The sequence below is a fragment of the Mesorhizobium huakuii genome, from assembly GCF_014189455.1.
In the GTDB taxonomy this organism is placed as follows: Bacteria; Pseudomonadota; Alphaproteobacteria; order Rhizobiales; family Rhizobiaceae; genus Mesorhizobium; species Mesorhizobium huakuii_A.
In genome coordinates this window covers 3,938,828-3,960,596 of record NZ_CP050296.1, presented here as the reverse complement: position 1 = coordinate 3,960,596, position 21,769 = coordinate 3,938,828, and the positions used below count along the sequence as shown (strand labels likewise).

General features: G+C 62.9%; 22 protein-coding genes. 6 read left to right on the top strand and 16 right to left on the bottom strand.

Going from position 1 to position 21,769, the window contains the following annotated elements; all coding sequences use genetic code 11:
* The first annotated feature begins 129 nt into the window (after positions 1-129).
* Positions 130-522, top strand: coding sequence for a Co2+/Mg2+ efflux protein ApaG (gene apaG / locus HB778_RS19495; protein ID WP_010913396.1), 393 nt, complete (start codon positions 130-132; stop codon positions 520-522).
* Positions 523-703: 181 nt separating this feature from the next.
* On the opposite strand, the gene HB778_RS19490 is transcribed toward apaG, so the two are convergent.
* The 3 genes from HB778_RS19490 to HB778_RS19480 form a co-directional block, all read right to left on the bottom strand.
* Positions 704-1,735, bottom strand: a complete 1,032-nt coding sequence (locus HB778_RS19490; RefSeq protein ID WP_183456178.1) for an Hsp33 family molecular chaperone — start codon at positions 1,733-1,735, stop codon at positions 704-706.
* 95 nt (positions 1,736-1,830) lie between these two features.
* Positions 1,831-2,742 (bottom strand): ornithine carbamoyltransferase, encoded by a 912-nt coding sequence (gene argF, locus HB778_RS19485; protein WP_172234523.1) that lies wholly within the window; start codon positions 2,740-2,742, stop codon positions 1,831-1,833.
* Positions 2,743-2,758: 16 nt separating this feature from the next.
* On the bottom strand, positions 2,759-3,958 hold the full coding sequence (locus HB778_RS19480; protein WP_183456176.1) for an aspartate aminotransferase family protein: 1,200 nt from the start codon (positions 3,956-3,958) through the stop codon (positions 2,759-2,761).
* Positions 3,959-4,315: 357 nt separating this feature from the next.
* Here HB778_RS19480 and HB778_RS41510 point away from each other — a divergent pair, with 357 nt between their 5' ends.
* Positions 4,316-4,612 (top strand): GcrA family cell cycle regulator, encoded by a 297-nt coding sequence (locus tag HB778_RS41510; RefSeq protein WP_244661514.1) that lies wholly within the window; start codon positions 4,316-4,318, stop codon positions 4,610-4,612.
* Positions 4,525-4,836, top strand: coding sequence for a GcrA family cell cycle regulator (locus HB778_RS41505; protein ID WP_244661513.1), 312 nt, complete (start codon positions 4,525-4,527; stop codon positions 4,834-4,836). The genes HB778_RS41510 and HB778_RS41505 overlap by 88 nt, the downstream gene beginning before the upstream one ends.
* A gap of 126 nt (positions 4,837-4,962) precedes the next feature.
* Here the strand turns inward: HB778_RS41505 and HB778_RS19470 are convergent, their stop codons facing one another.
* The 3 genes from HB778_RS19470 to HB778_RS19460 form a co-directional block, all read right to left on the bottom strand.
* Positions 4,963-5,970 carry a magnesium and cobalt transport protein CorA gene (locus tag HB778_RS19470; protein WP_183456174.1) on the bottom strand — a complete coding sequence of 336 codons (1,008 nt, stop codon included), beginning with the start codon at positions 5,968-5,970 and terminating at the stop codon, positions 4,963-4,965.
* 93 nt (positions 5,971-6,063) lie between these two features.
* Positions 6,064-6,789 carry a phosphate signaling complex protein PhoU gene (gene phoU / locus HB778_RS19465; RefSeq protein WP_183456172.1) on the bottom strand — a complete coding sequence of 242 codons (726 nt, stop codon included), beginning with the start codon at positions 6,787-6,789 and terminating at the stop codon, positions 6,064-6,066.
* Positions 6,790-6,903: 114 nt separating this feature from the next.
* On the bottom strand, positions 6,904-8,169 hold the full coding sequence (locus HB778_RS19460; RefSeq protein ID WP_183456170.1) for an ATP-binding protein: 1,266 nt from the start codon (positions 8,167-8,169) through the stop codon (positions 6,904-6,906).
* Positions 8,170-8,282: 113 nt separating this feature from the next.
* Between HB778_RS19460 and ppk2 the strand changes: the two genes are divergently transcribed.
* Positions 8,283-9,191 carry a polyphosphate kinase 2 gene (gene ppk2 / locus HB778_RS19455; protein ID WP_183456168.1) on the top strand — a complete coding sequence of 303 codons (909 nt, stop codon included), beginning with the start codon at positions 8,283-8,285 and terminating at the stop codon, positions 9,189-9,191.
* A 55-nt stretch (positions 9,192-9,246) separates the two neighbouring features.
* Here ppk2 and HB778_RS19450 read toward each other — a convergent pair whose 3' ends face one another.
* The 3 genes from HB778_RS19450 to HB778_RS19440 form a co-directional block, all read right to left on the bottom strand.
* Positions 9,247-10,011 (bottom strand): enoyl-CoA hydratase-related protein, encoded by a 765-nt coding sequence (locus tag HB778_RS19450; protein ID WP_183456166.1) that lies wholly within the window; start codon positions 10,009-10,011, stop codon positions 9,247-9,249.
* Complete coding sequence (locus HB778_RS19445) at positions 10,008-10,646, bottom strand: acyl-homoserine-lactone synthase (RefSeq protein WP_183456164.1); 639 nt, start codon at positions 10,644-10,646, stop codon at positions 10,008-10,010. Before HB778_RS19445 ends, HB778_RS19450 begins: the two co-directional genes overlap by 4 nt.
* Before the next feature lie 97 nt (positions 10,647-10,743).
* Entirely contained in the window at positions 10,744-11,475 is a 732-nt protein-coding gene (locus HB778_RS19440; protein WP_183456162.1) for a helix-turn-helix transcriptional regulator, read from the bottom strand.
* Positions 11,476-11,735: 260 nt separating this feature from the next.
* Between HB778_RS19440 and HB778_RS19435 the strand changes: the two genes are divergently transcribed.
* Positions 11,736-12,584 carry a transporter substrate-binding domain-containing protein gene (locus tag HB778_RS19435; protein WP_183456160.1) on the top strand — a complete coding sequence of 283 codons (849 nt, stop codon included), beginning with the start codon at positions 11,736-11,738 and terminating at the stop codon, positions 12,582-12,584.
* Positions 12,585-12,597: 13 nt separating this feature from the next.
* On the opposite strand, the gene HB778_RS19430 is transcribed toward HB778_RS19435, so the two are convergent.
* Positions 12,598-13,011, bottom strand: a complete 414-nt coding sequence (locus HB778_RS19430; RefSeq protein WP_183456158.1) for a tellurite resistance TerB family protein — start codon at positions 13,009-13,011, stop codon at positions 12,598-12,600.
* Between the two features lie 173 nt (positions 13,012-13,184).
* Between HB778_RS19430 and HB778_RS19425 the strand changes: the two genes are divergently transcribed.
* Positions 13,185-14,831 carry a lysine--tRNA ligase gene (locus HB778_RS19425; protein ID WP_183456156.1) on the top strand — a complete coding sequence of 549 codons (1,647 nt, stop codon included), beginning with the start codon at positions 13,185-13,187 and terminating at the stop codon, positions 14,829-14,831.
* Here the strand turns inward: HB778_RS19425 and HB778_RS19420 are convergent.
* From HB778_RS19420 to HB778_RS19395, 6 genes are all read right to left on the bottom strand, one after another.
* On the bottom strand, positions 14,797-15,654 hold the full coding sequence (locus HB778_RS19420; RefSeq protein ID WP_348524623.1) for a thermonuclease family protein: 858 nt from the start codon (positions 15,652-15,654) through the stop codon (positions 14,797-14,799). The genes HB778_RS19425 and HB778_RS19420 overlap by 35 nt on opposite strands.
* 9 nt (positions 15,655-15,663) lie before the next feature.
* Complete coding sequence (locus HB778_RS19415) at positions 15,664-16,302, bottom strand: S24 family peptidase (protein WP_183456154.1); 639 nt, start codon at positions 16,300-16,302, stop codon at positions 15,664-15,666.
* Between the two features lie 125 nt (positions 16,303-16,427).
* Positions 16,428-16,973: a thioesterase family protein gene (locus HB778_RS19410; RefSeq protein WP_183456152.1), complete on the bottom strand. Its 546-nt coding sequence runs from the start codon at positions 16,971-16,973 to the stop codon at positions 16,428-16,430.
* A 65-nt stretch (positions 16,974-17,038) separates the two neighbouring features.
* Complete coding sequence (locus HB778_RS19405; protein ID WP_183456150.1) at positions 17,039-19,258, bottom strand: 3-hydroxyacyl-CoA dehydrogenase NAD-binding domain-containing protein; 2,220 nt, start codon at positions 19,256-19,258, stop codon at positions 17,039-17,041.
* Between the two features lie 14 nt (positions 19,259-19,272).
* Positions 19,273-20,481, bottom strand: a complete 1,209-nt coding sequence (locus HB778_RS19400) for an acetyl-CoA C-acetyltransferase (RefSeq protein WP_183456148.1) — start codon at positions 20,479-20,481, stop codon at positions 19,273-19,275.
* Between the two features lie 33 nt (positions 20,482-20,514).
* Positions 20,515-21,684 carry an acyl-CoA dehydrogenase family protein gene (locus HB778_RS19395; protein WP_183456146.1) on the bottom strand — a complete coding sequence of 390 codons (1,170 nt, stop codon included), beginning with the start codon at positions 21,682-21,684 and terminating at the stop codon, positions 20,515-20,517.
* Positions 21,685-21,769 lie beyond the last annotated feature (85 nt).

Here is a 21,769-nt window from a genome sequence, read left to right as displayed (position 1 = left end):
CATTGTCGTGTGTCACTTAAATGACATTCTTTGCCGGCACCTGCGTTTCAAAGTCAGGCGCGACAAGACGCGCACGTTGACCTGCTCGCCGGGAGCGCCGAAAGGTATCGGATTGTTTTGGAGCCGCTTATGTACCGCGCCGTCACGCGCAACATCGAAGTGCAGGTCAGGCCGTTCTACCTCGAGGACCGCTCGGATCCTTCCGAGAACCGCTATGTCTGGGGCTATCAGATAACGATCGACAACCAGTCGGACGAATTCGTGCAGCTTCTGTCGCGCTATTGGCACATCACCGACGGCGCCGGCCGGGTCGAGGAAGTGCGCGGCCCGGGCGTGGTCGGCGACCAGCCCGAGCTCAATCCCGGCGACAGCTACCAATATACGTCCGGCTGCCCACTCTCGACCCCGTCGGGCATCATGGTCGGGCACTACACGATGCGCAACAAACGCGGCGAGACTTTTGATATCGCCATCCCGGCGTTCTCGCTGGATCTGCCGGGGACAAGGCGGACGGTGAATTAGCGTCTTTCTCCCCGTCACTATACGGGGAGAAATGCCCGGCAGGGCAATGAGGGGCGGCGTCGAGCCTTCCTGAGATATCGTCGAGGACGGGGTTTGCGCACGGCTATTCGCCGAAGTTAGCGCCGCCCCTCATCCGCCCTTCGGGCACCTTCTCCCCGTGAAACGGGGAGAAGGAAGGACTTTACTGTGCCGCGAATTCCGCCGGGTCGAAGTCGTACTGCGTCGAGCAGAATTCGCAGGCGACGTGGATGCCGCCATCCTCGGTGCTGTCCTTGATCTCTTGCGCGGAAAAACCCTCGAGGATGCCGCGGATCTTGTCCCTGGAGCATGAGCACTGGTCGGCGACGGGGGCGCCGCCGAAGACGCGCACGCCATGCTCGTGGAACAGGCGGTAGAGCAGCCGTTCGGCGCCGATAGTCGGGTCGATCAGTTCGGTCGGCTCGATGGTACCGAGCAGCGCCACCAGTTCCTGCCAGGAATTGTCGGCCGGTTCATGCGTCACGTCGCGCGGATCGCCGTCGCCGCCCGAAATGTCGGGCACGCGCATGCGCTCGGGTGACTGCGGCAGGAACTGCGCCAGAATGCCGCCCGCGCGCCACTGCTCACGCGCGCCGCCAACGCCGGGCGTCAAAAGCTTGGCCACCGAGAGCCTGATATCCGTCGGGATCTGTTCCGACTGGCGGAAATAAGTGCGCGCAGCGTCCTCCAGCGTTTCGCCGTCAAGCTGGACGATGCCCTGATAGCGCTGGGTGTGGGCGCCCTGGTCGATGGTCAGCGCCAGCACGCCGCTACCGAGCAGCGTCTGCTGGGATGTCTCGCCCGCAGCAACCAAAGCCTCGAGCCTATCGGCATCGAAGCGCGCATAGGCGCGCAGCGCCGACGGCGTCGAAAAATCCGCCACCAGCATGTCGACCGGCCCGTCGGTGCGGGTCTGCAGGATGAACTTGCCTTCGAACTTGAGCGAAGTGCCAAGCAACACCGTCAGCACACAGGCCTCCGCCAGCAGGCGGGCGACCGGCTCGGGATAGTCGTGGCGGCTGAGGATGGCGTCGAGCATCGGCCCGAGCTGGACCGTGCGGCCGCGCACGTCGAGCGGGCCGACCTCGAACGGCACAACATGATCGTCGCCGGCATAGCCGAACTCGCCGAGTTTGGGGTGATGTTCAGTCACTTGATGCGTTTCCAACATGACAAAGCTCCAGGGCGCGGCCATGCCGCCCCCTGGGGTGCATGCGTCCAAACGCGCTTGATTTGCGTGATGCGGCGCAGATAGGCATCGCGCCCCCGCAGATCAAGCGCCCGGACACTTCAAGCCCCAAGACACCAGGCAAGCACCGCCTTCTGGGCATGGAGCCGGTTCTCGGCTTCGTCGAACACCACCGAATGCGGGCCGTCAATGACCTCGTCGGTCACTTCCTCGCCGCGATGCGCCGGCAGGCAATGCATGAACAGCGCGTCCGGCTTGGCATGCGCCATCAGCTTGGCATTGACCTGATAGGGCGAGAACACATTGTGGCCGCGGGCGCGGTGCTCCTGACCCATCGACACCCAGCAGTCGGTGACGATGCAGTCGGCCTGGTCGACGGCTTCCTCGGGCGAGCGGGTGAAGTGCAGCTTGCCGCCATGCGCCTTGGACCAGTCGATGTGCTTCTGCGCCGGCTCGCTGCCTTCGGGCACGGCGACGTTGAGGTTGAAGCGGAACCGCGCCGAGGCTTCGAGCAGCGAATGCAGCACATTGTTGCCATCGCCGGTCCAGGCGATGGTCTTGCCGGCTACCGGACCGCGATGCTCCTCGAAGGTCATGATGTCGGCCATCAGCTGGCACGGATGGGTATCGTCCGTCAGCCCGTTGATCACCGGCACCGTGGCATTCTCGGTCAGCTCCAGCAACCGCTCATGCGAGGTGGTGCGGATCATGATCGCGTCGACATAGCGCGACAGCACCTTGGCGGTGTCGGCAATGGTTTCCGAGCGGCCGAGCTGCATTTCGGTGCCGGTCAGCATGATGGTCTCGCCGCCGAGCTGGCGCATGCCGACGTCGAAGGAGACGCGTGTGCGCGTCGACGGCTTGTCGAAGATCATCGCCAGCACCTTGCCTTCGAGCGGCCTGGTGCGCTCACCGGCCTTGAGGCGCGCCTTTCGCACCACCGCGTCGTCCAGCATGAAGCGCAGGTCGCCCTCGGAAACAGTGGACAGATCGGTGAAATGGCGAACTGACATCAGCAATATTCCGGAATTACTTCGCGGCGGCCGCGGCGATGGCGTCCGCCAGGCCCTTGGCACCAGCGCGGATGCGGTTGAGCGCCTCGTGGATCTCGGCGTCGGTCACGGTGAGCGGCGGCAGCAGGCGGATGACATTGTCGCCGGCCGGAACCGCCAGCAAATGCTGGTCGCGCAGTGCCATGTTCACCTTGGTGTTGGGCATGGCGCATTTGAGGCCAAGCATCAGCCCGGTGCCCCTGATGTCTTCGACGACATCGGGAAACTCGTCGGCGATCGACGCCAAGCCTTGCTTCATCAGCAATGCCTTGCGCTGGACGTCTTCGAGGAAGCCGTCTTCCAGCACCACATCGAGCACGGCGTTGCCGACCGCCATGGCCAGCGGGTTGCCGCCGAAGGTGGTGCCGTGCACGCCCGACGTCATACCGACCACGGCCTCGTCGGTGGCCAGGCACGCGCCCATGGGGAAGCCACCACCAATGCCCTTGGCGATCGCCATGATGTCGGGCGCCACGCCTGACCATTCATGCGCGAACAATTTGCCGGTGCGGCCGATGCCGCACTGGACCTCGTCGTAGATCAACAACAGACCGTGCTGGTCGCAAAGCTGCCGCAGCCGCTTCAACGACTGCGTCGGGACCGGGCGGATACCGCCCTCACCCTGCACCGGCTCGATCAGGATCGCGGCGGTTTCCTGCGTGATCGCCTTCTCGGCGGCATCGATGTCGTCGAAGCCTACCTGGTCGAAGCCTTCGACCTTGGGGCCGAAGCCTTCGAGGTATTTGTACTGCCCGCCGGCCGCGATGGTGGCCAGCGTGCGGCCGTGGAAGGCGCCTTCGAAGGTGATGACGCGGAAGCGCCCGGGATGACCCTTGACGAAATGGTAGCGCCGCGCCGTCTTGATCGCGCATTCCAGCGCCTCGGCGCCGGAATTGGTGAAGAACACCTTGTCGGCGAAGGTGGCATCGGCCAGGCGCTCGCCAAGCCGGCTCTGCCCCGGAATCTCGTAGAGATTGGAGACGTGCCAGAGTTTTGCCGCCTGCTCGGTGAGAGCCGCGACCAGATGCGGATGGCTGTGGCCGAGCGAGTTGACCGCGATACCGCCGGCAAAATCGAGATATCGCTCGCCTTTGTCGGTAACCAGCCAAGTTCCTTCCCCGTGGTCGAAAGCCAGGGGAGCGCGAGCAAAGGTCTCGTAAAGCGCCGAACCGCTCATTATATGCGTCTCCGGTACCGGAAAATCAAAAAAGCCGCCAAAGCGGCGGCCTTGTGCGGCTTATCGTGTTTTTCGGCCATGAAGTCAACGAAAACGTCGCGTAGTGGCACGCGATAAGCCCCCTAACTCGACGCCGGCTCATGAGCGACCGGGCAAGTTGGGGAAAACCGAAAAAACCGATTCGTGTTGCACTTGGGACTCTTGTCACCGAGTCAGCGCATAAGGTAATTGTAGTCGAGAAATAACTAGATTTCGTGCGGCGGACCTAATCACCAGATATATGTGGTGTCTGCCCCAGCAAGGTTGCTGGGTCGGGAAGGGATTCCGATTGCGCACGCTTAGCAGGAGCGCGGTCTCATGAACTGGACTGACGAGCGGGTCGAACTTCTCAGGAAACTGTGGTCGGAGGGTCTGAGCGCAAGCCAGATTGCTGCCCAGCTTGGAGGGGTGAGCCGCAATGCCGTCATCGGCAAGGTGCACCGGCTGAAGCTGTCGGGCGCGGCCGCGCAACGGCAACGCCTGCACGCCAGAAGAAGACGGCACAGGGATCGACCGTTCAGAAATCGGTGGCGCGCGCCGCAAGCACGGCACGCCACGTCACGACATCGATCGGTGCGACGGCTCTTCAGACGCAGTTCGACGCCGAACCGGTGACACGCCATCATTACATCCGCCCGGTCGAGAACGTCGTGGTGCCGATTTCGAGGCATCTGCAGCTCGTCGAGCTGACCGAGCGGACCTGCAAATGGCCGAACGGCGATCCGCTGTCGGAAGACTTCAACTTCTGCGGCAACGAAGCCGCCGAGACCGGTCCTTACTGCAAGTATCACGCCCGCGTGGCGTTCCAGCCGGCGGCGGAGCGGAGGCGCAATCGCTGAATAGCGAATAGCGAATAGCGAATAGCGAATAGCGAATAGCGAATAGCGAATAGGAACGGCTTGGCTTCTGTGACTGGGAGCAAGCCGTTTTTTGTTGCTATTGGCTACTCCCTATTCGCTTTCTTTTCATAGCCACCCATTCTTGCGGAACCGCCAGTAAAGAAACGCGCAGATCGTTGCGATGGTGGTCAGCACAATCGGGTAGCCATATTCCATCTTCAGGTCCGGCATGTCGGTGAAGTTCATGCCGTAGATGCCGGCGAATGCCGTCGGCACGGCCAGAATGGCCGCCCAGGAGGCGAGTTTCTTCGAGATCGCCGTTTCCTGGCTCTGACCGACCAGCAGGCTGGCCTCGAACGCGAACGCCAGCACCTCGCGCAGACTGTCGATCTTTTCCTGGACGGTGCGGATGTGGTCGGTCACATCGCGAAACAGCGGATGCATGGCTGAATGGATCTGCGGCAGCTCGGCGCTGGTCAGCCGGCGGCAGACTTCCACCAACGGAAGCGCCGCATTGCGCAGACGCAGGAGATCGCGGCGCAGCATGTAGAGTCGCTCGATGTCGGGACCGGTCATCGGCTTCAAAAGCACCCTGTCCTCGATCGCCTCGACCTCGTCCTCGATCTGCTCGAGCACGGGCATGTAGTTGTCGACGATGAAATCGAGAATGGCATAGAGGACGAAATCCTCGCCCTTGGCCAGCGAATGCGGGCAGCTTTCCCAGTGCTGACGCACGGCGGCGTAGGAGGTCGAGGGGCCATGCCTGACGCTGACGATGTAGCCCGAGCCGACGAACAGATGCGTCTCGCCGAAAGTGACGCGGCCCTCGATCAGTTGCGCGGTGCGGGCGACGATGAACAGCGCGTCGCCATATTGCTCGATCTTCGGCCGCTGGTGCGGATGCTCGGCATCCTCGATCGCCAGCTCATGCAAATGGAACTGCGCCTTGACGCGCAGCAGGAGGTCACGGTCAGGTTCCAGCAGCCCGATCCAGACGACGTGACCCGATTTCTTGGCCCATTCGCCGGCTTCCTCGATCGGAATGTCGGCAATACGCCGCCCGGCCGTGTAGACACTGGAGGCGATGATGCCTGATGTCGGCGCCGCGGGCTTGAACTCTCGAACATATTCCATCGCAGCCTCCTGAAAGCAGGACCTTTAAGGCCTGAGAAGCTTAACGCCGGGATAGTTTAGCGCAATATGATCTAGCGTTCGAGAGGACGAACGTTATTTCGCCGGGAGCGTCGCCGACACGCTGATCTTGTCCGTCTTGTCGCCTTTCGGCCGCTCGGCCGGCATCTGGTCGCCGGTGACGATGTAATAGATGGTCTCGGCGATGTTGGTGGCATGATCGCCGATGCGCTCGATGTTTTTGGCGCAGAACAGCAGATGCGTGCAGGGCGTGATGTTGCGCGGATCTTCCATCATGTAGGCCAGCAATTCGCGAAACAGCGAGGTGTACATGGCATCGATCTGGTCGTCGCGGTCGCGCACGAAGCCTATTCTGTCGACCGAGCGCGACGCATAGACGTCGAGCACTTCCTTGAGCTGGGTCAGCGCCAGATTGGCCAGGGCCTCGAGGCCACGAAACAGGCTGGTCGACTGGCGGCCGTCGGTGACGGCGACCACGCGCTTGGCGACGTTCTTGCCGAGGTCGCCGACCCGTTCGAGGTCGGCGGAAATGCGGATGGCGCCGACGATCTCGCGCAGGTCCGTCGCCATCGGCTGGCGCTTGGCGATGATGATGATCGCCTTGTCGTCGATCTCGCGCTGCCCTTCGTCGAGCACAGCGTCGTCGCGGATGACTTTCTCTGCCAGTCCCGGATCGGCATTGACGAGAGCGGCGACCGCCTGCTCGACCATACGCTCGGCATGGCCGCCCATCGCGGCGATGCGCTTCGACAGATACTTCAGCTCCTCGTCAAAGGCGCTCATGATGTGCACGGACTGCATGGACGAAATGCCTTCCCACGGGTTCTTGATCTTGAGTCGTTTCCTCGAATCCCCGCTGATACGCTAGCCGGATGACAGAAAAAAGAAACGGTCCCGGGGAAAACTAGGGCGTTATCAGTGCGTCGGCAAATGAACCGAGAAGGCGGCACCCTTGCCGACCTCGGACCAGATCGTCAGCCTGGCATTGTGACGCGTCAGTATGTGCTTGACGATCGACAGGCCGAGGCCGGTACCCTTCTGGGTCCGGCTGGTCTCGACATCTATGCGATAGAAGCGCTCGGTGATGCGCGGAATGTGCTCTTCGGGAATGCCGGGGCCGAAATCTCTGATCGTCACATCGATGCCGGGTTCGGAACCGTCCTCGCCGTGCGCGATCGTCACTAGAACGCGGCCGCCCGGCTGGCCGTATTTGCAGGCGTTTTCCAGCAGATTCTCGAAAACCTGGAACAGCTCGTCGCGATCGCCCGGCACATTAAGGGGCCCTTTGGCGAAATCCCGCTCGATGGTAACGCTGTTTTCGCGGGCAAGCGGGGCCAGCGAGTCGATGACGCTGTCGACGGTCTGGCGCAGATCGACCTGGGTTCCGGGCTTCAGATAGGGCTTCATCTCGAGCCGAGACAGCGACAGGAGATCATCGATCAGGCGCGCCATGCGGCCGGTCTGGTTCTGCATGATCTGCAGGAATTGCTCGCGCGCCGCCGGATCGTTGCGGGCCGGTCCGCGCAGCGTTTCGATGAAACCGGCGATCGAAGCGAGCGGAGTGCGCAATTCGTGGCTGGCATTGGCGATGAAGTCGGCGCGCATGCGGTCGATGCGGCGCGCCTCGCTCTGGTCCTTGAACACCAGCACATAGAGGTCGGTACCATGCCCGACCGAGGACGCGCTGACCCGGTAGGCCCGCTCGACCGGCAGCTTCTCGGTATAGTCGACGACATCCGAGGCGATCGTGCCCGACAGCACGCTGTCAAGCAGGGTCTGCATTTCCGGCGCCCGGAATTTCAGCGGCAGCGACAGGCCCGGTGCGATGCCGCCGAAAGCGGCAAAGGCGGCGGCGTTGGCATGGACGATGGTGGCGGAGCGGTCGAAAATGATCAGCGGGTCGGCGACGGCCGCTGCCAGATATTCACCCGACAGGCGCTGCAGGCCGATCGCCTCGATCGCAGAAGCGCCCTCGGCGGATTGGCGCAGGCCGGCGGCCGGAAGCAGCGCCGCTGCAAACAACAGGAGCAGCGCCGACACCAGCGCGTAAGCGGAAATACCCGCGAAGGCAAAGGTGATCAGGATACCGACAACGCCAGCGACGAGCAGCCAGCGACTGTTCCACAGCCGGATGGCCATGGCTTGCGCCACGCTTGCCTGCTCTGCGCTTTGCTCAGCCATCGGCGCGTCCTATAGCCCTCTCTAGCGCTGTCCGGCCGTATGGCAACTTCCTGCTAGACCGGCATGGAGGCTCCCAATAGCATGAGTCCGTAAGCTGGAAAGGGTTCGTCTCGATGAAAAAAGCCAAGGAAAATCCCGCAACACCGACATCAGGTCCGCTGAAGATCAAAATCGACGGCAAGGAACGGGAGTTCGACATCGAGAATCCCGAGCTTCCCGACTGGGTCGAGGACAACAAGCTGACCGCAGGCGACTACCCCTACGACAAGAAAATGAAGACCGACGAGTATGATGAGACGCTTGAGAAATTGCAGATCGAGCTGGTCAAGGCGCAGGCGTGGCTGCAGGCGAGCGGCAAGCGGGTGATGGCGTTGTTCGAGGGCCGCGACGCCGCCGGCAAGGGCGGCACGATCTTCGTGCTGCGCCAGTACCTCAATCCGCGCACGGCGCGCAACGTGGCGCTGACCAAGCCGACCCCGACCGAACAGGCGCAATGGTACTATCAGCGCTATGTCGACCATTTCCCGACATCGGGCGAATTCGTCACCTTCGACCGCTCCTGGTACAACCGCGCGGGCGTCGAGCCGGTGATGGGTTTCTGCACGCCCGAGCAGCATGAGAAATTTCTCGACGAGACGCCGCATTTCGAACGGATGATCGTCAACGACGACATCCACTTCTTCAAATTCTGGCTGAACATCGGCCAGGAGACGCAGCTCGAGCGCTTTCACGATCGCCGCTACAGCCCGCTGAAGGCCTGGAAGTTCTCGCCGATCGATGTCGCCGGCATCACCAAATGGGACGATTACACCAAGGCGCGCGACACCATGTTCGAGCGCACCCACAAGGAGTTCGCGCCATGGATCATCGTGCGGGCCAATGACAAGCGCCGCGCGCGGCTGGCGGTGATGCGGCGCATCCTGCTGTCGCTGCCCTATGACGGCCGCGATCTCGATATCGTCGGCAAGGAAGACAAGAAGATCATCGGCGAAGGACCGTCATTCCTCGGCAAGCAAGGCTAACGTTTACTGCGCCGCGCGGCCACCGGCCTGCGCGGCGCAGATTCTTCCGGATCGTTCAGGCTGCCAGCCTGGCAATCCGCTGCAATCGCCGCAGCGTGGTGTCGTCCTGCAGCGCCTGCTGGAACAGCGATATCTCCTGGTCGATGCGGTCGCACAGCGCGCCGGTGTTTCCCTTGAGCAGGCCACGGGTCTGCAGCAGGGCGGCAACCGGCTTCTTGGCGAGCTGCCTGGCGCGGCCGAGCGTCGCCTCCTCGACGCCGTCATGCACGATCTCGGCGACGAGGCCGAGCGCCCTGGCGTCCTCGGCGCGAAGCGTGTCGCCGAGGCAGAAGAAGCGGAAGGCGCCGGCATAGCCGAGCTTCTGCGGCGCCAGGATGCTGGTCGCCGCATCCGGCACAAGGCCGAAATCGACGAACGGCACCCGGAACGTGCTTTCATTCGAGGCGATCACCATGTCGCAGTGGAACAGGATGGTGCAGCCGACGCCAACGGCATCGCCATCGACGCAGGCGAGGATGGGCTTGGGGAACGTCGCCAGCGTGCGGAACATGTCGGTGACGGCTGCGATCAGCTTCTGATGCTTGGTGGCGTCGAGGAATTCGGAAAAGTCGCCGCCAAGGCAGAAACAGCCTGCCAGGCCACGCAGCACGACGACACGCACTTCGTCATTGTCAGCGGCTTCATGGAACGTCCTGGCAAGGCTTTCATAGGCCCTTCTGTCGAGCACCGGCCGGCCGTCATTCGACGACACGGTGACGATCAGCGTGTGGTTGCGCAGTTCCGGCTGCGGGTGCGGATTCACCGCCGTTTCCAACCTCATGACGCCCTCCTTTGACCGAACATGTCGGGGTATCCCCTGGCCAGAACCGGAGCATGATGATTGCGACGCGAACGCACCACATCCAGCGTGTGCTCGTTGAAGGAGAGCAGCGTCGCCACGACCTGCTGATTGCCGTAGGTGCGCTGATAGCCCAGCGGCGTCGCCAGGAAATGCAGCTGCAAGGCGCGCAACACCCACATCGGCTCGAACTCAATGATCACCTTGTCGACGCCGCGCTTCAGCCCCCACTCGACGAAGCCGGCGATCAATTCGGTGCCAACGGTCGAAACGCCGCGACGGCCATCGCGGAAACCGGCAGCCACCGCATAGCGGGTCAATTCCCAGATGTTAGGACCCGATGGCGGCGTTCCTTCGGAAAGGTCGGCCAAAACATCGGTCAGCAGATGGGGCCGCGTGGTCGGCAACATCCTTTGATAGCCCGCGACTTCGTTGCCTCTGATGACGATCTGATGCACTGCCTCGTCATGGTCGAACTGGTCGACCTCGAATCCGTCCGGGCGCCGCAGGTCCTCCCACCCCATCTCCTCGACAAATATCTGGTAGCGCAGGCGATGGACGGCCTCCCAAAGGTCGGGGCGTTCCATCAATTCTTGAGTTGTAAGACAAAAAAGCATGCCGTCGTCTCCTGGGTTTAAGAGGAAGATACGGCCGTGCTTCAACGAGAAAATTGCGTGATCACGTAGGCAAGAATTCTAGATCGGCACGGCCGATCTAGCTAATGTAGCCGCGCCTTATCGCTTCTGCGACGGCCTGGACCCGGTTGACGGCACCGAGTTTGCTTTTGGCGTTAAGAAGATGTTTCTCCGACGTGTGTTCGGAGATGCCGAGGATTTGCGAAATCTCCCATTCCGACTTGCCAACGGCGGCCCATTGCAGGCATTCACGCTCGCGCGGCGTCAGTTCGATATGGTCGATGGTCTTGCCGGCCATGGTGTGGAGTTGCATGGCGCGGCCAACGGCATAGGTCGAGACCAGCGACACCAGGCCGAACTCGGCCGCCGACAACTGCACGGCCTCGCCACCCAGCGACACCATGACAATCTGGCCATCGAGCGTGATCAGCGGGAAGGCCAGCCCGTCGCGCAGCTTGAAAGCGCCGGCATCGCCCATCACTTCGCCGCTGCTCTTGTCGATGCGAATGCCCTGGGCGGCTTCGCGCCACTGGAACGGCGCCTGCAACTGCTTCATATGGCTGACCACCGGATCGTGGTCGACATAGTTGCGCGCCACGTAGCGCTCCAGCCATTCGACGGGCCAATCGCAAAGCAGCACATGCTGCTTTTGCTGCCCGGTCGGCGTGCCCGGCTGCGGAACGGTTCCGGCCATCAGCGCCGTCAGACCGAAATCCGACGTTATGCCCAACAGCTTCTCGCAGACCGCCGCCGCCGTTCCGGCGTGCTGCAGTTGGTCTATGTATTCCAGCGTGCGATCGAACTGACCCATCGCAACATCAACCCCATGTTGCCTTATGCATTGAGATCAATGGTCCATGCATTGTCCGCACTTTGCCACCGACCGCGGATTGCAACGCGCTCATTTCCGGTTGTGGTTCTCGACCCTGGTCCCCCAACCAGGGCAGCCACCGCTGTTTGCAAACGCGCTAAAGCATACCCTGAAATCGGCGCGTTGAAATCAAAAACCATTGTGCCTGTACCATTTTCGTACCAAAACCTGTGCGAATACGAGTGTGGCGGAGTTCTATCGTGGCGTTCCAATGGAGGTCCCTGGTGCTGGCGTCGCTGATCGCGGCGCTGCCATTGGCTTCTGGGGTGCGCGCGGCTGAGCCGCAGGTGCCGGTGTTGTGGGACGCCAAGGAACGGCTGCCGAAGCCCGACCTTTCGGCGTTGCCACGGCTGCGATTCCTGACGACCACGGATTTTCCACCCTTCAATTTCCTCGATGGCGCGGGAAAGCTGTCCGGTTTCCACATCGACCTGGCACGCGCCATCTGCGCTGAACTCGGCATTGTCGACAAATGCCAGATCCAGGCATTGCCCTGGGGCGAGCTCGAAGGCGCGCTCGAGAAAGGCGAAGGCGAAGCCATCATTGCCGGCATCGCCGCGACGCCGCAATCGCGCCAGACATACGCTTTCTCGCGCTCCTATCTGCAGTTTCCGGCGCGCTTCATCATGCCGAAGACCAAGGCGTTTGCGGAACCGATTTTCGACAAGCTCCGCAGCAAGCGCGTCGGCGTGCTCGCCGGCTCGGCGCATGAGCGCATGCTGCGCGACTACTTCAACATGGTCCAAATCGTTTCCTTCGACGGACCGGAAGCCCTCTACAGCGATCTCAAGGCGGGCAAGATCGATGCGGCCTTCGGTGACGGCATGCGCTTCGCCTTCTGGCTGGGCGGCTCGGATGCGGCCGGCTGCTGCCGCTTTGCCGGCGGCCCCTATCTGGCGCCGGAATATCTCGGCACCGGCATGGCCATCGCCACACGGGCGGACAACCCGGCGCTTGCCGCCGCGATCGACTACGCGCTGCAGGAGATTTCGATGAAAGGCACCTTCGCCGAATTCTATCTGCGCTACTTTCCGGTCAGCTTTTTCTAGGGGCTGTCGATATTCAGGTCAGCGTGCGAAGCCGCGCCTTGGCCGCGCGGCCGATGGCGGCAACGGTCAGCGTGTCGAGATCGAGCTGGCGGCGGATCAGCTGCAGCACCCGAACTTCCTCCATGCGCATTTCGAGATCGACGGCGGCCACTTCGAAGGCCGCGGCATAGGCGGTGTCGCGCAAACGCTCCGGCAGGGCTTCGCCAATTTGGGCCAGCACACCCTCCAGGCCATCCTTTTCATGCAACAGCCTCTGACAAGCCTGGGCGACGGAAACCAGCCGGTCCTGCTTGAAATCCTCGAACACCGGCCACGAACGGACAACCTCGCCGATCCTGGCCAGTTCGACATCGGTCATGTCGCGATCGGAGGCCGAGGTGATGACCATCAGATAGATCAGGGCTTCATGCGGGGTCGGCGACGGCATTCTCTGCTCCTTGGACGGGCTTCGAAGGTAGGTAGGCGCCAGCAGCGTCGCAAGGAAAAAGCGCCCCACGCGTTGACGCTCCGGCCATGCGCGCCTAGAGGACCGGTTGAAAATCGACACTGCGGCCACACCAGCGAACAATCTGGCCGGCGAATAATTTGGAAAACAGGACCATGGCGGGATCAAACATCCTCGATCTCAACCCCGAACTGCTGGCGGCCGCGACCGAGAGCAAGGCGTGGCCGTTCGAGGAAGCCAAAAAAATCATCGAGCGCTACAAGGGCAGCGACTTTCCCGAGACGATCCTGTTCGAGACCGGCTATGGTCCGTCCGGCCTGCCGCATATCGGCACGTTCGGCGAGGTGGCGCGCACCTCGATGGTGCGCCATGCCTTCCGCGTGCTGACACAAGACAAGGTCGCGACCAAGCTCTTGTGCTTTTCCGACGACATGGACGGCATGCGCAAGATCCCCGACAGCGTGCCGGATCGCGCCGCGCTCGAGCCGCATCTGCACAAGCCGCTGTCTTCGGTGCCCAATCCGTTCGGCGGCGACTATGCGAGCTTCGCCGACCATAACAATGCGATGCTCTGCCGCTTCCTCGACACGTTCGGCTTCGACTACGAATTCGCCAGTGCGACGCAGTACTACAAGTCCGGCCGTTTCGACGCGATGCTGCTGCGCGCCGCCGAACGCTACGACAAGATCATGGCGGTGATGCTGCCGACGCTCGGGCCGGAGCGGCAGGCGACCTACAGCCCGTTCCTGCCGATTTCGCCGAAGAGCGGCCGCGTGCTTTACGTGCCGATGAAGCATGTCGACGCCAAGGCCGGCACCATCACCTTCGACGATGAAGGCACCGAGACCACGCTGTCGATCACCGGCGGCCGGGTGAAGCTGCAGTGGAAGCCGGATTTCGGCATGCGCTGGGCGGCGCTCGGCGTCGATTTCGAGATGTTCGGCAAGGACCACCAGACCAATGCCGTGGTCTACGACCGCATCTGCAACATATTGGGCGGGCGCGCGCCGGAGCATTTCGTCTACGAACTGTTCCTCGACGAAAACGGCCAGAAGATCTCGAAGTCGAAGGGCAACGGCCTGACCATCGACGAATGGCTGACCTATGCGCCGACCGAGAGCCTCGGGCTCTACATGTACCAGCGGCCGCGGCAGGCGAAGAAGCTCTATTTCGACGTCATTCCGAGGGCGGTGGACGAATATTACACCTTCCTCGCCGCCTACCCCAGGCAGGACTGGAAGGAACGGCTGGGCAATCCGGTCTGGCACATGCATGACGGCAATCCGCCTGATATCGACATGCCGGTGCCGTTCTCGCTGCTGCTCAACCTGGTCAGCGCCTCCAATGCGCAGAACAAGGATGTGCTGTGGGGCTTCATCTCGCGTCACGCCACCAATGTGACGCCGAAGACGCACCCGGAGCTCGACCAGTTGGTCGGCCATGCGATCCGTTATTTCGACGATTTCGTGCGGCCGACGAAAACCTTCCGGCCGGCCGACGAGATCGAGCGTGAAGCACTGCAGGCCCTCGACAAGGCGCTCGGCGAATTGCCGGCGGATGCCAGCGGCGAGGCGATTCAGAACGCTTCGCTCAACGTGGCGCGCAAGATCGAACGCTATCAGGATCATTCCAAACAGAGCCCGGAAGGCGGCCCGGGCGTTTCGGGCGCGTTCTTCCAGATGATCTACCAGGTGCTCATCGGCCAGGAACGCGGCCCGCGCTTCGGCTCGTTCGCCGCGCTCTACGGCGTCGTCGAAACCCGTGCGCTCATTCAGCAGGCGCTGGCTGGTCAGCTGGTTTGAGGGTGCCGTCGACCTCTTCCAGGATCGAGCCCGGCGCCTCAGGCGCCTGGGCGGGCGCGGCGGGCTCCGCCGGCATGCCGGCCAGGTTCGGCGCCGATCCGAAAATGCCCTTCTTCGCGCTCTGTGCCTTTTCGCCGGCCTCGACATAGGGGCCGCCTTTGGCGGCACGCGCCCAGCCGTTTTCGACCAGCCATTGACCGACATCCTGCTTGCCGATCCGGCATTGCGCCGCGATCCGGTCGCGTCCGCCTTCGGGCGGCACGGTGCAGACCACGGCGCGGCCGCGCAGGAAGGCACGGAACGCCGTGCGCGCACGAATGCCGCACGGCCAGGACTTGCCGTCCGTGGTGCAGGTCTCGTCCTGAGGCACGACATCGATGCCGGAAATCGCGACCGAATAGCCTTTCGCCTCGATCAGGCCGGCGGCCGTCGCGACCGGCTGGAACAGCTTTGTACCATTCCAGTCGTCGGGCATCTTAGGCTTGGGCGGCATGGCGAGCGCCAGCTTGCTCAATGGTTCGCGCGGCTCGACTCGCTCGAGCTCGCCTGCGGGCAGTTCCGGCGGCGCGACGACATCCGGATCGATCGCCCGCGAATGCACCGCAGGCTTTGGCGTCGGCGGAGCGGGCGCGGGAATGGCCGACGTGGCCGGCTCTTCAGATCCGGCATCGGTGCCTGCTTGCGAGATCGTGTCAGCGCCGGGATCGATCTGATCGATCGCAACAGTGCTTTGGCTTCCTTTCAGCGTGCGGCCGCCGGCGACGACCAGGGCGGCCATCACCGGGACCATCACAACCGCAAGGGCAAGATAGGGAAGCCGCACCAGCCCGGCCTACTGGCTTGCCCAGACAATCCGCGCCACCCATTCGACCTCACGCATGGGGATGTCGCGGTCGGGATGATCGGGATTGAGCGAGACCAGCGCGATCGACTTGACGGTCTGGCGTTCGAGCACCTTGGCCATCACCTCGCCTGATGTGGTCTTGACGACGACGCGATCGCCCTTGCGGGTGACCGCGCCCGGCTCGACGATGAGGACGTCGCCATTGCGGTAAAGCGGCAGCATGGAATCGCCTTGCACCTGCAGCGCATAGGAGCTTTCGGTCGATTGCGCCGGCAGTTCGACCAGATCCCAGCCCTGCCCCGCCGGAAAGCCGGCATCGTCGAAGAAACCGCCGGCGCCGGCCTGGGCAAAGCCAAGCAAAGGCACGGCTCGTCTGGGAGCGGGCGCGGTGCCCATGCGGCCTTCGATCAGCCCGGTGAATTCGTCGAGTGACGCCCCGGTCGCCTCGATGATCTTGGCCAGCGATTCGGTCGAAGGCCAGCGCGGCCGACCGTCCGACGACAGACGTTTCGATTTGTTGAAAGCGGTCGAATCGAGCCCCGCGCGCCTTGCCAGACCTGACGCCGAAAGCGAATAACGCTCGGCAAGAGCATCGATGGCGGCCCAGACGCGGTCGTGCGAGAGCATGTCGTGCTCTCCTTCCAGACAGGAAAAATGCCTTTTCCTTCTAATCTCTGCACTCCGGTTTGTCCACCGGACGCGCTCCAACGGCACACCTTCGTGAAGGCCGCGGAAATGATGATCTCCGCTGATCAGCCGGTCCCTTTGGCCAGGCCGCGCAGCCCCTGATGCGACGTCATGAATATCCGTTCCGCCTCTGTCGGCGAACGCGGGTTCCCCGAGCGACCAAGCGCTGCGACAACCTCGTCGATATCGAGGAAGCGGCGCGCCTTGCGGTCGTAGACGCCGGCCGTCGTCAGGATCAAAGCGGCCGTCTCGCCATTGTCGAGGACGAAACGGTGTTTGCCGATGACTTGGCTGCCTTCCCAGGTTTCGATGGCCGACACCACTTCGAAGCGGCGCCACAGCTTGATCTCGCGCGCGTAGACCGCCTGCAGCCCGCCCATCATCGGCGCCCAGCCATTCTTGCGCGCCAGCGCGATCAGGCCGGCGCGGACGAACAGGTCGATGCGGCCGAGGTCGGCCAGCATCATGTAGCGCGCATTGTTGAGATGGATGTTGAAATCGATGTCGGTCGGCAGGCAGCGGAAGGCCAGCCGGCTCTCACCGCCCATCATATAGGGGCCACGGCTGCGCGCCGTGGCCAGCATGCGCGCCATGCGCGCCCAGACATACATTACGGCGCCGCGCGTCCTGTTGGACGCGCAAAGGACGCTGTAACAGTTTCGACTCTACCCATGCGTCAGGCGGCCTGCTTCACGTCGCCCTTGGCGTAGGGGTCGAAACGTTCGTAGAAGGTTTCGCCCTTTTCGGCCATATCGATGAGAAGCTTGGGCGCCTTGAATTCGGCGCCATACTTCTTCTGCAGTCCCTTGGCGATCTTCACAAAGCGCTTGGCGCCGATGCCGTCGATATAGGACAGCGCGCCGCCGGTGTAGGGGGCAAAGCCGAAGGCCAGGATCGAGCCGACATCGGCCTCGCGTGGATCGGTGACGATGCCCTCTTCCATCACCCGCGCCGCTTCCAGCGCGATGGTGACCAGCAGCCGCTGCTGCAGTTCCTCATAATCGACCTTCTCTGCCGCAAGCTGCGGATAGAGGTCCTTGAGGCCGGGCCACAGCTTCTTCTTGGCGGGCTTGGCCGGATAGTCATAAAAGCCCTTGCCGTTCTTGCGGCCGAAGCGGCCATGGTCGTCGACCATGGTGTTGATCAGTGCCATCTGCTTGGGGTCGACCGCCTTGTCGCCGAGGTCCCTGATGGTCTGCTTCATGATCTTCTGCGCAAGGTCGATCGCCGTCTCGTCGGTCAGCGCCAGCGGACCGACCGGCATGCCGGCGGCCTTGGCCGCATTCTCGATCATCGGCGCGGGCACGCCTTCGATCAGCATCTTGTAGGCTTCCGACATGTAGCGCAGCACGCAGCGGTTGACGTAGAAGCCCCGCGTGTCGTTGACGACGATCGGCGTCTTCTTGATGGCGCGAACGAAGTCGATGGCGGTCGCCAGGGCCTTGTCACCGGTCTTCTTGCCCAGGATGATCTCGACCAGCATCATCTTGTCGACCGGCGAGAAGAAGTGGATGCCGACGAAATTCTTCGGCCGCGCCGAATTCTTCGCCAGCGAGGTGATCGGAATGGTCGAGGTGTTCGAGGCGAAGATCGCCGATGACTTCAGCACGGCCTCCGCCTGTTCGGTGGCGGCCTTCTTGACGGCCGAATCCTCGAACACCGCCTCGACCACGAGGTCGCAGCCGGCAAGGTCGGCATAGTCTGATGTCGGCGTGATCAGCGACAGCAGCTTGTCCCGCTCCTCGGGCTTGGCGCGGCCCTTCTTGACCTGATCCGAGACCAGGCTGTCGGAATGCGCCTTGCCCTTGGTGGCGGACTCGATATCGCGGTCGAGCAGAACCACCGGGATACCGGCCTTGGCCGTGACATAGGCGATGCCGGCCCCCATGAAGCCGGCGCCGAGAATGCCGATCTTCTTAAACTTGGTTTCCGGCACACCGGCCGGGCGGCGGGCGCCCTTGTTCAGCTCCTGCAGCGAGACGAACAGCGAGCGGATCATCGCCGCCGCTTCCTTGGTCTGCATGATCTCGGTGAAATAGCGCTGCTCAATCCTGAGCGCGGTGTCGAACGGCACCAGCAGGCCTTCATAGACGCATTTCAGAATCGCGGCAGCGGCCGGATAGTTGCCGTAGGTCTCTCGACGCAGGATGGCGATGGCCGGCGGCCACAGATTGAAGCCGGCCGGCGAATAGATCTGGCCACCGGGCAGCTTGAAGCCCTTTTCGTCCCAGGGCTGGACAGCCTTCAGGCCGTTCCTGATCATGGCCTTTGCAGTCTCGACCAGCTTGGCCGGCTCGGCGATCTCGTGGATCAGGCCCATGGCCTTCGCCTTCTGCGGCGACAGATTCTGGCCGGAGGTCAGCATCTGCAGCGCCTGCTGCTGATCGGTCAGCCGCGGTACGCGCTGGGTGCCGCCGGCGCCGGGGAAGATGCCGACCTTGACTTCCGGCAAGGCCATCTTGACCTTGTCTGAATCCGCGGCGACGCGACCGTGGCAGGCCAGCGACAATTCGAAGGCGCCGCCCATGCAGGTGCCGTTGATCGCCGAAACCCAAGGCTTGCCCGATGTTTCGAGCTTGCGCCACAGGCCGCCCATGCGGCCGGCATTGTCGAACAGCAGCTTTGCCGCCTTCTCCGGATCCTTGGTCTTTTCCCTGGCGAACACGGCAAGCATCTTCTGCAGCATGGCCAGATCAGCGCCACCGGAGAAGCTGTCCTTGCCCGATGTGATCACCGCGCCCTTGATGCCGGCGTCGGCCATCACCTGGTCGATGATCTTGTCGAGTTCGTTCATCACCTCTTCGGTGAAGACGTTCATCGAGCGGTCCGGCATGTTCCAGGTGACCAGCGCAATGCCGTCGGCGTCGGTGTCGAGGGTGAAATTGGTATAGCTCATGATTTCTCTCCCCGTCAGACGCGTTCGATGATCGTTGCGGTGCCCATGCCGGCGCCGATGCAGAGCGTGACCAGCGCGGTATTGAGGTCACGGCGCTCGAGTTCGTCCAGCACAGTGCCGAAGATCATCGCGCCGGTGGCGCCGAGCGGATGGCCCATGGCAATGGCGCCGCCATTGACGTTGATCTTGTCGTGATCGATGTCGAAAGCCTGCATGTAGCGCAGCACCACCGAGGCGAAGGCCTCGTTGAGCTCAAACAGGTCGATGTCCGACAGCTTCATCTTGGCGCGCTTCAGCAGCTTCTCGGTGACATCGACCGGGCCGGTCAGCATCAGCACCGGCTCGGAACCGATATTGGCGAAGGTGCGGATGCGCGCGCGAGGCTTCAGCCCCATCGCCTTGCCGGCCTTCTTCGAGCCGAGCAGCACGGCCGCCGCGCCATCGACGATGCCGGATGAATTGCCGGCGTGATGGACGTGGTTGACCTCTTCCACCTCCGGATGCTTCTGCACCGCGACCGCATCGAAGCCGCCCATTTCGCCGGGCATGATGAAGGACGGGTTGAGCGAGGCCAGCGACTGCATGTCGGTCGAAGGTCGCATGTGTTCGTCATGGTCAAGGATGGTGAGGCCGTTCTGGTCCTTGATCGGGATCACCGAATTCTTGAAGCGGCCGTCAGCCCAGGATTTGGCGGCGCGCTTCTGGCTCTCGACCGCATAGGCGTCGACATCGTCGCGGGAAAAACCGTATTTGGTGGCGATCAGGTCGGCCGAGATACCTTGCGGCACGAACCAGCCGGGCAATCCGACCGAAGGGTCCATGAACCAGGCGCCGCCGGAGGCGCCCATGCCGACGCGCGACATGGATTCGACGCCACCGGCGATGACGATCTCGTCGGCGCCCTGCGCGATCTTGGCGGCGCCGAGATTGATGGCGTCTAGACCGGAGGCGCAGAAGCGCGAGATCTGCATGCCGGGCGCCTTGGTGTCGTAGCCGGCCTCGAAGGCGGCGGCGCGCGGAATGACCGAACCCGCCTCGCCGACCGGATCGACACAGCCGAAGATGATGTCGTCGACAGTGCCGGTATCCAGCCCATTGCGGTCGCGCAGCGCTTCCAGCGTCTTGGCGGCAAGCCGCACCGCCGGAACCTCGTGCAGCGATCCGTCCTTTTTGCCCTTGCCGCGCGGCGTGCGCACGGCGTCGTAGACATAAGCGTCAGCCATTTTCGTGCTCCTTGGGTTTGCCGATCGCCGCTTTCAGAGCGAGCGTCCGATCAGCAATTTCATGATCTCGTTGGTGCCGCCGTAGATGCGCTGGACGCGAGCGTCGCGGAACATGCGGGCGATCGGATATTCATTCATGTAGCCATAGCCGCCATGCAATTGAAGGCATTCGTCGACGACTTTTCCCTGCAGGTCGGAGAGCCAGTACTTCGCCATCGAGGCCGTCACCGGATCGAGGCCGCCATTGATGTGGCGGGTGACGCAATCATTGTAGAAGACGCGGCCGATCGTCGCCTCGGTCTTCAGCTCGGCCAGCTTGAACTGGGTGTTCTGGAAGTCGATGATCGCCTTGCCGAAGGCCTTGCGCTCCTTGACGTAGTCGATGGTCAGCGCCAGCGCCCGCTCGATCATGGCGATGGCGCCGGTGCCGATCTGCAGCCGCTCCTGCGGCAGCTGCTGCATCAGCTGGATGAAGCCCTGGCCTTCCTCGTGGCCGAGCAAATTGGAGGTCGGGACGCGCACGTCGTTGAAGAACAGTTCCGACGTGTCGTTGGCCTTCAGGCCGATCTTGTCGAGGTTGCGGCCGCGCTGGAAGCCGTCGACCTCGTCGGTCTCGACGACGATCAGCGACGTGCCCTTGGCGCCCTTTTCCGGGTCGGTCTTGGTGACGACGATGATGAAATTGGCGAGCTGGCCGTTGGTGATGAAGGTCTTCGAACCATTGATCTTGTACTGGTTACCATCCTTCTCAGCCCGCGTCTTGACGCCCTGCAGGTCGGAGCCGGCGCCCGGTTCGGTCATGGCGATGGCGCCGATCAGCTCGCCGGTGGCGAGCTTCGGCAGCCACTTCTTCTTCTGCTCCTCGGAGCCGTAGTGAAGGATGTAGGGCGCGACGATCGAATTGTGCAGGCCGATGCCAAAACCGTCGACGCCGACATGGCCGATGGCCTCTATGATGGCGCTCTCATGCGCGAAGGTGCCGCCGGAACCGCCATATTCCTCCGGCATCGAGGCACAGAGCAGGCCGGCAGCACCGGCCTTAAGCCAGCTCTCGCGGTCGACCATCTCATTCTTCTCGAACTCGTCGTAGCGCGGCGCGATCTCCTCCGACATGAAGCGGGTTGCCATGTCGTAGAGCATGCCGACCTCGTCCGCCGCCCAGGCGGGCTTGGGAAGGCCAAGTATTTCGGCGGGGCTGGTCATGTGGATATGATACTCCTCCCAGAGCGCATCGTCAGAGTTGAGGCCGGCGCACGTCACGCGGGCCTCAACCGCCCCTCCCCTCGAG